At 67.5% G+C, this 12,136-nt stretch carries 13 protein-coding genes; 1 reads left to right on the top strand and 12 read right to left on the bottom strand.

From position 1 onward, the window contains the following. Position 1: 1 nt before the first annotated feature. The 6 genes from phnH to phnF all read right to left on the bottom strand — a co-directional run bounded on the left by phnH (position 2) and on the right by phnF (position 4,782). Positions 2-589 carry a phosphonate C-P lyase system protein PhnH gene (gene phnH, locus MPE_RS21595; protein ID WP_011831788.1) on the bottom strand — a complete coding sequence of 196 codons (588 nt, stop codon included), beginning with the start codon at positions 587-589 and terminating at the stop codon, positions 2-4. Next, complete coding sequence (phnG, locus tag MPE_RS21590) at positions 586-1,086, bottom strand: phosphonate C-P lyase system protein PhnG (protein WP_011831787.1); 501 nt, start codon at positions 1,084-1,086, stop codon at positions 586-588. Before phnG ends, phnH begins: the two co-directional genes overlap by 4 nt. A gap of 7 nt (positions 1,087-1,093) precedes the next feature. Then, on the bottom strand, positions 1,094-2,119 hold the full coding sequence (gene phnE / locus MPE_RS21585) for a phosphonate ABC transporter, permease protein PhnE (RefSeq protein WP_041930414.1): 1,026 nt from the start codon (positions 2,117-2,119) through the stop codon (positions 1,094-1,096). 35 nt (positions 2,120-2,154) lie between these two features. Further along, on the bottom strand, positions 2,155-2,973 hold the full coding sequence (gene phnC, locus MPE_RS21580; protein WP_011831785.1) for a phosphonate ABC transporter ATP-binding protein: 819 nt from the start codon (positions 2,971-2,973) through the stop codon (positions 2,155-2,157). A 95-nt stretch (positions 2,974-3,068) separates the two neighbouring features. Then, positions 3,069-4,016 carry a phosphate/phosphite/phosphonate ABC transporter substrate-binding protein gene (locus MPE_RS21575; protein ID WP_011831784.1) on the bottom strand — a complete coding sequence of 316 codons (948 nt, stop codon included), beginning with the start codon at positions 4,014-4,016 and terminating at the stop codon, positions 3,069-3,071. Between the two features lie 49 nt (positions 4,017-4,065). Then, positions 4,066-4,782 (bottom strand): phosphonate metabolism transcriptional regulator PhnF, encoded by a 717-nt coding sequence (gene phnF, locus MPE_RS21570; RefSeq protein ID WP_011831783.1) that lies wholly within the window; start codon positions 4,780-4,782, stop codon positions 4,066-4,068. A gap of 489 nt (positions 4,783-5,271) precedes the next feature. Between phnF and MPE_RS21565 the strand changes: the two genes are divergently transcribed. Then, on the top strand, positions 5,272-8,181 hold the full coding sequence (locus MPE_RS21565; RefSeq protein ID WP_011831781.1) for a Tn3 family transposase: 2,910 nt from the start codon (positions 5,272-5,274) through the stop codon (positions 8,179-8,181). A gap of 111 nt (positions 8,182-8,292) precedes the next feature. Here the strand turns inward: MPE_RS21565 and MPE_RS24395 are convergent, their stop codons facing one another. From MPE_RS24395 to MPE_RS21540, 6 genes are all read right to left on the bottom strand, one after another. Next, complete coding sequence (locus MPE_RS24395; protein WP_011831780.1) at positions 8,293-8,769, bottom strand: hypothetical protein; 477 nt, start codon at positions 8,767-8,769, stop codon at positions 8,293-8,295. Positions 8,770-8,931: 162 nt separating this feature from the next. After that, positions 8,932-9,276, bottom strand: coding sequence for an H-NS histone family protein (locus MPE_RS21555; RefSeq protein ID WP_011831779.1), 345 nt, complete (start codon positions 9,274-9,276; stop codon positions 8,932-8,934). An 89-nt stretch (positions 9,277-9,365) separates the two neighbouring features. Further along, the gene (locus MPE_RS21550; RefSeq protein WP_011831778.1) at positions 9,366-9,920 is read right to left on the bottom strand and encodes a hypothetical protein; all 555 of its coding nucleotides are present in this window, start codon (positions 9,918-9,920) and stop codon (positions 9,366-9,368) included. Next, positions 9,917-10,633, bottom strand: coding sequence for a hypothetical protein (locus MPE_RS23600; RefSeq protein WP_011831777.1), 717 nt, complete (start codon positions 10,631-10,633; stop codon positions 9,917-9,919). The genes MPE_RS21550 and MPE_RS23600 overlap by 4 nt, the downstream gene beginning before the upstream one ends. A gap of 2 nt (positions 10,634-10,635) precedes the next feature. Next, entirely contained in the window at positions 10,636-11,115 is a 480-nt protein-coding gene (locus MPE_RS21545; RefSeq protein ID WP_011831776.1) for a hypothetical protein, read from the bottom strand. Next, positions 11,112-12,074, bottom strand: coding sequence for a hypothetical protein (locus tag MPE_RS21540; RefSeq protein WP_011831775.1), 963 nt, complete (start codon positions 12,072-12,074; stop codon positions 11,112-11,114). The genes MPE_RS21545 and MPE_RS21540 overlap by 4 nt, the downstream gene beginning before the upstream one ends. Between the last annotated feature and the right edge of the window lie 62 nt (positions 12,075-12,136).

Below are 12,136 nucleotides of genomic sequence, written 5' to 3'. Positions count from 1 at the left end.
CTCAGTGCTCCCCGGCCACGGCCGTGATCTCGATGCGCGTGGTGCGCGGCAGCGCCACCAGCGCATCGGGCGCCGCCAGCACGATGTCCACGCCCAGCGGGTAGGCCGCGACCCAGGCCGCGCGCCGCGCCAGCCAGTCGGGATGCAGCCCGCTCACGGCCAGGGTGCGCGTGCCCGCCACGCCCGGGCCCTGCAGGTGCAGCACCACGTCCTCTTCCTGAGTCGCCTCCGATCGGCTGCTGCCCACGGCGTCCACGGTCAGCAGCAGCGTGGCGCCGCCTTCGGGCGACTCCAGCGTGCCCAGCGCCGGCTCGAAGCCAGCCTCGGGTGGCCTGCGGCCATCGAGCAGGACGAAGCGTGCCAGCGCCGCAGGCGCCGTCGGTGCGAGCAGCAGACGCCGCAGGTCCGCACCCAGCACGCCCCCCGGATCGGCCAGGCTCACCGACTCGTCGAGCACCGCCGACAGGAACATCAGCACCGCACCTGGTGGCGTGGCCGGCACGCGGGTGCCAGGCCGGGCGAAGCCGTCGAGCACGGCACGAAAGGCCTGCTGCTGCGCCTGCGGCGTCCACCAATCGGCGGGCTTCATGCGGCGCCCTCCTCGTCCTCATCGGCCTCGGCCAGCAGCGCAAAGTCCACGCGCGTGCGCTGCAGCCCTGCCTGCCGGACGGTGCGGAGAGCCTCGCGGGCCTGCGCGCCGCGCGCCGCGAGGGCGTCCACCGCGTCGGCGCCGGGCCAGCGGTGGGCGAAGACGGCGTCCAGCAACGCCAGCGCCTGGGCCAGCTCGGCGTCGTCGGCCATCACCACGGCGCCGCCCTCGGCGCGTTCGCCCCGGTGGTCGACCAGCGCGACTGCCGCGCGCGCCATCGGCACCTCGCCCAGGAAGAAGGGCTGGTGCTGCACGGCGTCGCGCCACTGCATCAGCGCCAGGCCGGCCTCGGCCGGCTGCAGCGGCGTCACTGTCAGGCCTTCGCTGAGCTGGGCGGCCGTGCTCAGCACGGCCTCGCGGCCGGCCGCCGACAGGCAGGCGACCAGGTGGCGCCGTTCGATCACGGGTGCGGGACCGATCAATGAGTGGTGGGTCATGGCGTCCTCACATCAGCCGCGCGCGCAGGCGGGCCGAGAACTGGTCGAGCAGGAAGACCACGACGAAGATCGCGATCAGAATGGTGGCCACGTGGTCGTACTGGAACATGTCGAAGCGGCCCTTGAGCTCCTGGCCGATGCCGCCGGCGCCCACCAGGCCGATGACGGTGGCCATGCGCACGTTGCGGTCCAGGATGTACAGCGTGTAGGCGATGTACTGCGGCAGCACCTGCGGCAGCACGCCGTACCACAACGTCTTGAGCTTGCCGGCGCCGATGGCCTCCAGCGCCTCCTGCGGCTTCTTGTCGGCGTTCTCGATGTCTTCGGCGTAGAACTTGCCCAGGAAGCCGGCCGCGTGCAGCCCGAGTGCCAGCACACCGGCGATCGGCCCGAAGCCATAGGCCAGCACCAGGAACAGCGCCACGATCAGCTCGGGCGCCGAGCGCAGCAGGCTGATCGTGCCGCGGGCCAGCGTGTAGGTGGCCCGGTACGGCGTGTAGTTGCGCGCCGCAAAGTACGCCAGCGGCACCGACAGCAGCACCGACAGGATCGTGCCCCAGAGCGCAATCTCCAAGGTCTCCAGCATCTTCACCGTGACCGTCCAGAGATAGCCCACGGGTTTGACCAGCGTCTCGGTGCGCTCGACGGAGGCTTCCATCTTCAGCGTCTGCGGGTTCAGCCGCTGCTCGGTGCGCTCCTGCACCTCGATATAGGCCAAGGGCGGCAAGCGGTCACGGTCCAGACCGGGCAGGCGGGCCACGTCTTCCTGCTCGCTGATCGCCGGCGGCCACATCGCCGTGCCGACCCGCGACAGGCCTCGCACGACCTGCGAGTCGTCGGCCAGGCCGACGAGCTTGCCGACGGCCTGGACACTCATGGCCACCATGCGGTCCATCTCGGTGCGATGCCCAGTCCACAGCAGCAGGGCCAGCAGGCCGATCACGACCAGCAGGTGCTTGGCGCTGTACGGCGGGTCGAGGCGCCATTCGAGCTGGGTGCCTTGCGGCGGCACGGGGATGGGCTTGGCAAGCATGGCGTTCACTCCGCGGGGTGCTGCATCACGTCCACTCATGCCGCCAGCGGCTGGCGGCCCTGGGCATCGAGCGGCGCCGCGACCGTCGAACTGCCGTGCTCATCGGCCGGCTGGTCATCCCAATGGGCGCCGGCGTAGAGCTGCTGCACCCGCTCGTCACTGAACTCGGCCGGCGTGCCGTCGAAGACGACGCGGCCGTCGCGCATGCCGACGATGCGGTCGCCGAACTCGCGCGCCAGGTCCACCTGGTGCAGGCTGCACAGCACGGTGGTGTTGCGCTCGCGGGCCGCTTCGCGCACCAGCGCGAGGATGTCGCGCGAGATCTTGGGGTCGAGGCTGGCCACAGGTTCGTCGGCGAGCACGACCTCGGGGTCGAGCATGAAGGCGCGCGCGATGCCCACGCGCTGCTGCTGGCCGCCGGAGAGTTCACCGGCACGGCGGCGCAGGTGCCGGGGATCGAGACCCACGCGCTCCAGCAGCGCGCAGGCCTTGCGCCGGTGTTCGGGCGTGAACCAGCCCAGCAGCGCGCGACCCGTGGACACCACCGGCAGCAGGCCCGACAGCACGTTGCCGGCCACGCTCATGCGCAGCGTCAGGTTGAAATGCTGGTGGATCATCGCCACGCGCTGGCGCAGGGCGCGTTCGGTGTCGGCATTGAACTCAATGCCGTCGATCGTCAGCCGGCCCTCGGTCGGCCGCATCAGTCCGTTGACCGCGCGCAGCAGCGTCGACTTGCCGGCGCCCGAGGGGCCCAGCACGACGCAGAACTGGCCGCGCGGGACCTGCAGGCTGACATCGGACAGAGCCCGCGTGCCGTCGGGCCAGGTCTTGCCGAGATGCTGGAATTCGATCATGGGTTGCTCCGCGTGGCGGGAGCACCCGGCGGGCGAAGCCGCGCGGGTGACTCTTGGGTTGAAGGCTGCCGACGCGGCAGCCGCACAAGGGGCGATCAGCGCGCGCTGGCCTTCTTCATGATGTCGGTCTTGACCGTGTCGGTGACCAGCTCGAACATCTTCCCGGCGGCTGCCATGTCGGCTTCACTGACCTTGGCGGTGTAGCCGTCGACCTTCCCGCCGCCGTAGCCGCGGATCTGGTCCTTGCTGATGCCGGGCAGCTTGTCGACGTTGTTGAAGGCGTCGCGCAGCTTGGCCTTGACGCCGTCGCTCACCTTCGGGTGAATGGCCAGCGGCGGATAGGGGATCGGCGTGCTCTTGGCGATGACCTTGACCTTGCTCGGGTCCAGGGCCTTGGCGTTCACGGCCTTCTCGAACGAGTCGAAGGACGCGCCACCGGCATCGACCAGGCCCTCGGCCAGCGCCTTGAGCACATTGGCGTGGCTGCCGGCCATGTTGATGGAGCCGGCCTGGCGGGCCGGGTCCACGCCGCCGGCGATCATCATCGCCACCGGCACGTTGAAGCTCGAGGTCGAGTTCACGTCGCCCAGCGCGATGCGCTTGCCCTTGAGGTCGGCCACGCCGTTGATGCCGGCATCGGTGCGCGCGAAGATGCCCGAGTAGTAGACCGACTCACCGTGGCGTACGGCCAGCGCCAGCAGCTCGGAGCAGCCCCGGGCCTTGGCCTGCAGGTAGGTGGCGGGGCCGTACCAGGCGATGTCGGCGGCGCCGTTGCACATGGCCTCGACCACGGCCGAGTAGCTTTGGCCGACCTTGATGTCGAAGCGCAGGCCGGTGGCCTGGCCGATGGCGCCGAAGATGGGCTGGAAGTCCTTCTTCGTGCCGTCTTCGGTGCCCCCGTCGGCGGGCACGAGGATCACGCGCAGCGGCTTGGCAGCACTGCCGTCATGCTGCGCCTGGGCGAGCGCGCTGGTGGTGGCGGCGACGCCGGCCAGGCCAATGGCCAGGCCGATCGCTGTGCGGAGGAAAGCTTTGCGATACATTGATGACGCTCCTGTAAGGTCGATGGAATCAGTCGGGAACTGGCAAGGTTCAAGGGGTGATGCGCAGTTGCATGCGGTCTGCGCGGAACCGAGTCAGGGCGTACTCGACCGGGGCTCCATCCCGGTCGCGCACGTTGACGCTCTTGACGCGAAGTACAGGCACATGGGCCGGCATCGCCAACAGGCTGGCGTCATCGCCTTGCGGGAGCGCCCCCGAGACCAGGCTCTCGGTGCGCTTCAGGCGCCAGCCGTGCTGTGCTTCGATGAATTCGTGCAGTGACCCGCCGCTGTAGTCGTCGAGCACGCCCGGCAGCAGGGTCAGCGGCAGGTAGTGCGAGATGACGCAGAACGGCGCCGCGTCCACGCTGCGCAGCGTCTCGATCCAGGCCACCGGCTCGCCCTCGTCGAGTTGCAGGCGCTGGGCCACGCCGCCCTGGGCCGGGATGCGCAGCTTGCGCAGCACCGTGCTCTCGGTGACACGACCCTGGGCCTCGAGCGTCTCCGTGAAGCGGGTACGCTGGCCGATGTCGTAGTCCAGCGGCTTGTGCAGCACGAAGCTGCCCAACCCGTGGCGACGCTCGACCCAGCCTTCGGCGATCAGCCCTTCAAGGGCGCGGCGCAGCGTGTGCCGGTTGACGCCAAAACGCTCGGCCAGGGCGGCCTCCGGCGGCAGGGCGTCGCCCGGGCGATGCAGCGAGCGGATCTCGGCTTCCAGCTGCCGCTGGACTTGTCGATAGACGGTCTCGCCGATGCCACGTTGGATCACGCTTCCTCCAGATGTCTAGATATCTGGGAGCGAAGTCTCGGCAGGCTTCGTGACAGCGATGTGTCGGCGAAATGAAACTTGCAGCCCGTCGCACTCCTCGCTCGCCATGCGAGCTACCGGCGACGACACCAGGAGACGGCGTTCACCCTGCGCTGTGGGACTGGCGTCCGAAGGATTCAGAGTAGAGGCGCAAAGGCACGGGGCGCGAGCGGTAAGGCCAGCATTGCGTCGATCGCGTGGAGGCGCTCCCCACACAAGTACTGCGCGCCATCGGAACCGATGAACGGCGCCGCTCACACAAGAGAAGTCGTAACCGGGGTCCCCTTGTTTTCGGTGCCAAAAGTGACGGTACGCTCCTGCCCGTAGAGCCAGCATTGGCGCGGGTCCGTTCGAGCGCTGTTCGGTAAGTTGTTGATTCGATGAACTTTCCTGTTGGCTCGCGCAGGGGCTTATCGTGGGCGGCCCGAGGCTTGAGTTGGGAGCGAGGCCATGCAAGGCTGGCAATCACCGTATCTGGGCCAGCGCGAGCTGCCGCGTGAGCTCAGCCAGTTTGAGCTGCAGGCCTTCTTCAGCTTCAGCCCCGCCGAGCGAGAGCTGATCGCGCGACGCCGCGGCGACGGTCTGCGGCTGGGCCTGGCGCTGCACATCGGCTTCGTGCGCATGACCGGCCGGCCGCTGAACAGCGTGCGCGTCGTGCCGAGCGTCCTGCTGGCCCACCTGGGCCGCGAACTCGGCATCGAGACTCCCGATCTGGCGTCCGTGCGGGCGCTGTATGCACGGGGCCGCACCCTGTTCGATCACCAACAGCTGGCCTGCGAGTCCCTGGGATTTGGCTGGATGACTGAGCACCAGCGTCGTGCGCTCGTGCGTGTGCTGCGCGATGAAGTCGCGCAGTGCGCCGACCGAGAACGTCTGATCGTCCACGCCCGGCAATGGCTGTACAGCCACAGGTTGCTGGTCTTGCGCGAGCGCGACATCCGCGGCCTGGTGGCGGCCGCCCTGAGCGAGCTCGAGCGCACGACGGCCGAGGCGGTTCGGCAGTCGGTTCCCGTCTCGACCCTCAAGCGCTGGAGCGCGGTGCTGGATGCCCCGCGTCCTGATGGACAACCCTGCCAGTCCTGGTTGTGGAGCGCGCCGGCCAAGCATTCCACGCGGCAGATAGCAGAGGTTCTGGAGCGAATCACTTGCCTGAAGGAGCTCGGCGTCGACCGCGCGCTGGCCGAGATCAACAACGTGCTGGTGCGCCGCTACGCGCGACGCATGGCCTCGCGAGCGCCGTCGGTCAACGCCCGCGTCAAGGAGCCCGCCCGGACCGTCGAGACGGCCTGCTTCCTGCGCTACTGCTTGCTGACGGCCACCGACCAGTTCATCCTCATGTTCCAGCGCCGCGTCGCCGATCTCTGGCGCCAATGTGCCGACGATGCGGTTGCCCCCATCGACTGGTCGCGGCAGTACCAGTTGCTGCTGCAGGAGTTGGCCGAGCTGGCCCGGGACGAAGCCGGCACGGCCGAACTGCGCACGCGCCTGCTCGAACTGGTCGCAGCCCGGCGCGCGCAGAGAACACCGAGCCGGGCCTCGGGCATCCGTCGGCAGTTGATCGCCGCCATCGCCCCGGTGCGCTCGCTGCTGGTGGCCGCTGGGAGCCTGTCGTGGACGGCCACGGGTGAGCACCCGGCGCTGCAGGCGCTGGACATCCTGCGCGCGCAGTACGCAGCCGGCGACAAGACCTTGCCTGTCGATGTCACCGCTGCACGGCTGGGGGCAGCGTGGCGCCAGGACATCGCTGACACCGACCGGGAGCGGGCGTTCCGGGCACTGGAAGTGGCCACCCTGTTCGCGCTGCGCCGGGGATTGCGCAATGGCTCGATCTGGATCGAACACTCGCTGAGCTTCCGAGGCCGCGAGCGGCTGTTCATCCCGGACGAGCGCTGGGAGGTTGAGGCCCGGCGCCACTACGCCAGGCTACAGATGCCGGCCAAGGCAGCGAACTACCTCGCGCCGCTGCTGGAGCGCGTGCGCGCCGGCGTCGACGCCGTGGCCACGGCGGTACGCACCGGCGCGCTGCGTGTCGACGACGAACTGCACTTGGCTCCGCTGGCGGCCGACGATGAGGACCCCGAAGTCAGCAGGCTGCGCAGCCGGCTCGATCAGCGCATCGGCGAAGTGCAACTGCCCGAGGTCATCCTGGCGGTGGACGCCCAGGTGCGCTTCAGCTGGATCATGCTCGCACGCGAGCCGCGATCTGGCCAGGAACTGCTGATGGTCTACGCCGGCATCCTGGCCCACGGCACCAGCCTGACTGCGGCCGAGTGCGCACGGATGATCCCGCAGCTGTCGGCCACCAGTATTCGCCAGGCTATGCGCTGGGCCGGTGACGAGCGGCGCCTGGCGCTGGCCTGCCAGGCGGTGCTGGAGCACATGCAACGCCAACCGATCGCCGCCACCTGGGGCCGAGCGGATCTGGCTTCGTCAGACATGATGAGCCTGGAGACCAGCCGCCGGGTCTGGCAGGCACGGCAGGACCCCAGGCGGCAGACGGCCTCGATCGGCATCTACAGCCACGTCAAGGACCGCTGGGGGATCTTCCATGCCCAGCCCATCGTGCTCAACGAGCGTCAGGCTGGCGCGGCCATCGAGGGCGTGGTGCGGCAGGAGAAGGTCGAGACCACGCAACTGGCTGTGGACACGCACGGCTACACCGACTTCGCCATGGGCCTGGCTCGGCTGCTGGGCTTCGATCTGTGTCCCAGGCTCAGGGAGCTCAATCAGCGGCACCTGTTCGTGCCGCGCGGCATGAAGGTGCCCGAGGAGATCGCTGCCGTGTGCGAGGCCACCATCGATACGGCCCTGATAGAGACCCACTGGGACAGTCTGGTGCATCTGGCAGCCTCGGTGATCACGGGCCACGCCAGCGCGGTCACGGCGTTGGCCAGGTTCGGCTCGGCCGCCCGAGGCGACCCGATCTACGACGCCGGCGTCCAGTTGGGCAAGCTGCTGCGCACGGCGTTCCTGGCCGACTACTTCGTCAACGAGGCGTTCCGCCGCGAGCTGCGACGGGTCCTCAACCGCGGCGAGGCGGTCAATGCGCTGAAGCGGGCGATCTACACCGGCCGTGTGGGGCCAGCGCAGGCACGGAGAGCCGACGAAATGCAAGCGGTGGCCGATGCGCTGAGCCTGCTGGCCAACATCGTGATGGCATGGAACACGGCGCAGATGCAGGTAGTGCTGGACCGGTGGGCCAATAGGCGGCAGATCGTGCCGGCCGAGCTGACCGGGCGCATTGCGCCCACGCGCCTTGAAGGCATCAACCTGCGGGGAGTCTTCCGCTTCCCGCTGGAGCGCTACGCGGGCCAGATCCTGCCGTCACAAACTGCAGTGAAAACAGGTGCTGCTGGCTGAGATCGACCCCACAAACAGGCCTTCAGCGGCCGATCGGAGGACCAACAGGAACTCATTGCCTGACAAGCACTTGCGCGCGGTCTGAAAGCGAACCCCGCGCCAATGCTGGCTCTACGGGCAGAGGCGTACCGTCACTTTTGGCACCGAAAACAAGGGGACCCCAGCCAGCGCGACGAACGCGGTCAGTTGGACCGCGGCCAGCACGCGCGCGCCCGAGACGATCGCAATGAACGGAAGCACCGAGAGCCACCAAAACGCCGACGTGTTCAACAGGCCCTGAAGGTAGCCCTGGTAGCACACGATCACGAACAGGCTCAGGTTCATGGCGTTCAGCGCGATGAAGTGGTTTCGCGTGAGCCTGTCGTACACCGCACAAAGGAAGATCGCGGTCAGGAGGAGCGCATCGGCACCGAGTGCGCGCCAGCGGGCGTCGATGATGTGGATCGCGACGTAGATCAGAACGACGACGGAGAGCGAGAAAGCGCCGAACCGGAACATCCGGTCGCGCACGGCTTCGTCAAGCGTAGAGGGGTCGGTGGCCGCCTCGTCCAGAGGATCAAGGCCTATCAGGTGGACAAATGCATTCATGCGCTCCTCTGCGGGAACGAAAACGCAGGCATTGTCGGCCGTAGTTTGTAACGTGAGAAGGGGCGCTTGTTACAGGTTCGGAAGCGAACACCGGCCATTCCAGGGGTGCCTGGCGTCGCCATACGTGCGCTATGGCTACGCCATGGCAGAGCCAGGTTGGAGTTACTTCACCGAGAGTGATTCGGGCGTCGCACCGGCAGCGATCGCGTCGACGAACCACTTGGGACGCCGGCCGTGGCCGGTCCAGGAGTTGCCGTTGGCGTCACGGAATCGAACGCGTCCAACCGCGGGCTTGGCCTTACCTTTGACGGGCACCTTGCTGCGAGCAGCGCCACGCCCGCGTTTGGGGCCTCCAAAGCCGAGATCGGAGGCGGTCAATTGGTAGTGCTCTATTGCCTCGCGAATTCGGGCGACAACACCCTGAATCTCGCGCTGCCGGATTGCCTCCGCTTCCTGCTGCAGCTTGGCAATCTGCCTCATCAGTTTTGAGTACGTCTTGGTGGCCATCTTTTTCCCGTGCTCAACTTTGGGGCACCAAGGATAAAGCCCGCTGGGGACTTCCCACCAGCGGGCCTCCTGCCGCATGGTCGAGGGCGCTATGGCGCGGCCACGATGAATGTCAGCTGATCACCGGAGAGAATGGATTCGGTAGAGCCGATCCGCCTGGAGACCCTCGCAAGTGCTTCGACGCCGCGTGACGAAGTGGCGCGCAGCGAGATCGTGATGCCCGCGGAATTGTTCGAGTAGGACCAGGCCGTGAAGTCGGGAGAGAGCTTGCCGAGAAACACGCCGTCGCGGCCGGACAGCAGACTCTGCTGGCCCGCCGGCGCGCCGGGGCACTGGATCGAGCTGAGGCTCGCGTTGCCGCCCGGGTACTTCTTGTAGTACGAGAGCGACTGCGCATCGCCGTTCACGCCGGCGGGGTAGGTTGTGCCGCAATCGATCACGACTTTGCGCGTCAGCTGCGCCTGCTCGTAGATCGAGTCGGCCGTCGTGCTGATCCAGCGCAGCTGCGAGTTGGCGTCGATCATTTGCGACGCAGCCCACGCTACCAACGAAAACAGGGCGATCGCGAAGAGGAGATAGGCGGCCACGAAGCCGTCCTGGCTGTCGAGCCGGACTCCGCGTCGAATCGGTTTGAAGTGCTTCATCGATCCTTGCTGGCTTTCTTGCACTCATTCCATTGGTGCACAAGCTCGGCGTACTTGCCGTGATCCATTGGCGGCTTGGTCTGCTTCGGCTTCGAGCCACACTCGATAGCGCCACCAGAGGCCGGGGGTGGCTGTGTGGCTGGTGGCGCGCCCGAGGTACCGTCGCCTGAACCGGTACCGGGCGCCGCCGCCGGGGTAATCACAACTTGGGCCATATGGCCGTCGAAACGGAGGTCTGCTTCAGACTGCCGCGCAGCCGCGCGGGTTGCGTCTATCGCTCGCTGTGATTTCGCCTCGATCGAGGCAATGAGTCCAGCTGACGTGTTCGAGAAAGTCCAAGGGCCAAAGTCGACGCCCGGCAGCTGATAGACGAATGCACCATCTCGGCCGGAAAAAATCTGCGCAGCCTGCTCGGCAGCGCCTGGGCACCGTACACCGGCAAGCGTCCCGCTACTGGCTGGGAACATCTTGGTGGAAGCAGGCGCGGCGGGATCGTTGTTGAGGCCGGAGGGATATGCCTCGCCGCACCGGAGAATTGCTCGCTCGATCGTAGATGCCTGGGATGCCAGCAGGTCGGCGGTATTCTTCATCCAGGCGCGCTGCGTCTGGTCTTCGAACCGCTTCGCCGTGAGCGCCAAGGCCGCGATCGATGCCACAGCAAGTGCTGCGACAAGAAGGCCGAGAACGAACCCGCTGCTTCTGCGCTGAGTCACGCTCAGCTCCCCTTGCTGACGGACTGCGAGATGCCCTGGATCTCGGCACGCATGGCCTGCCCACCGCAGGAGCCGACGCACAGCTCGGTCGCCATCCAGACCGAGCCCGCCTTGCCGGCACCCTGGATCGTTCCGAGAGCGGTGATCCACTCGCGGTAGTCGTCTGCCGATCCGGCGGTGATCACCAGGCTGCCGGGAGCGGCCGAGCTCGCGATGTCCAGTGAGGGATGGTTCTCCTTCAGGACGGACACGAGGGAGGCCACGTCGGCCGGCGGCACCGGTTGCTTCGTCAGCTTGATCAGGCCCTTCTTGGCATCGGGCGACATCAGGTTGTGGGTGCGCAGAGAATGAGCGAACTCCTTCCCTGCGAAGGCAGCGAAAGCCGAACTCGCCAGAGCGGCCGCGATCAGCACGATGGCAACAGCCGGGTAGTGGAGGAACGTCGACTTCATGTCGGCGATCTTTCGCGAGGACAGCTTCACTTGGACTTCTCCTTCTGAGCGGTCAGCTGGGCGACCTTGGTGGAACGGCCGGCCGGGGTGGAAGCGGCCGGCTCGGCGGCGCTGGCGGCCTTCGCGACGGCCGGGGCCGCCGGCTTGCTGTCGCTGTACGAGATCACCACGAAGTCGCCGCGCTCCTCGGCCTGATGGCCGACTCCAAGGCGTTTCATAGCCTCATCTCGGGCCGAAGGCTGGACGCCCAGCTCGTAGGACGTGACACCTCCCCGGTACTCGAACTTCTCGACCCAGCCCTTGCCCTGGATGGCGACGGCGGCAAGGCTGTGCAGCCGGTAGACCTGCTGGCTCAGGGGCGAGCTGAAGTTCAGCTCCTCGACCACCTTGGCCAGCGCTTGCGAGCGCTCGCGGTAGCCGTCCTGGACCTTCGCATTGAGGTAGCCGTTCGCGAGGCTGAGAAGGAAGGCGGCGAACACGGTGACGCCAAGCGTGAAGATGGAGGCCTTCGAGGCGATGCCGGCCAGCTTGTCGGAGGCGCGGCGGCCGCGTGAGAGGCTCGAGCTCAGCTCGCCACCAACGGCGTGGCTGACGTCGTGAACCGGCACACCGATCTCGGTCAGGTGGCGCTCGATGACGTCTCGGGTGTTCATCAGCAGCCGCAGGTCGCCGTCGACGCTGATCGCCACCGCGGCCAAGCTGCCGTCAGCGATCAGGTAGGCGCCGTCGCCAAGATGTTCCGGAGACCCCGGGATCGCGGCCGTCAGGGGGGTGCGTGCGTCGGAGTGCGACGCGAGCGCCTTCGACGGCACGGCGAAGTAGTAGGCCTTCGGCGCATCCTTGGCGCGAAAGTAGTGGTAGTGCACCGCGCGGGTGTCGAGAGCGTCCGCGGCCGCGTAGGCCACGCTCTGCTCCACATCTCCGGCGTGCACAGGCACCGAACCGGCGATCATTGACCCGTACAGGGACTCGAACGAAAGCGAAGACATGGGTCTCGTGATCCTAGTTAGACACTGAATGATACATCACACGTACACATACGAGCAAGGCG

Origin of the sequence: Methylibium petroleiphilum PM1 (assembly GCF_000015725.1) — a bacterium.
Taxonomy (GTDB): Bacteria; Pseudomonadota; Gammaproteobacteria; order Burkholderiales; family Burkholderiaceae_C; genus Methylibium; species Methylibium petroleiphilum.
Note: the sequence above shows the minus strand (reverse complement) of the source record. Positions and strands in the feature narration are given on the sequence as shown.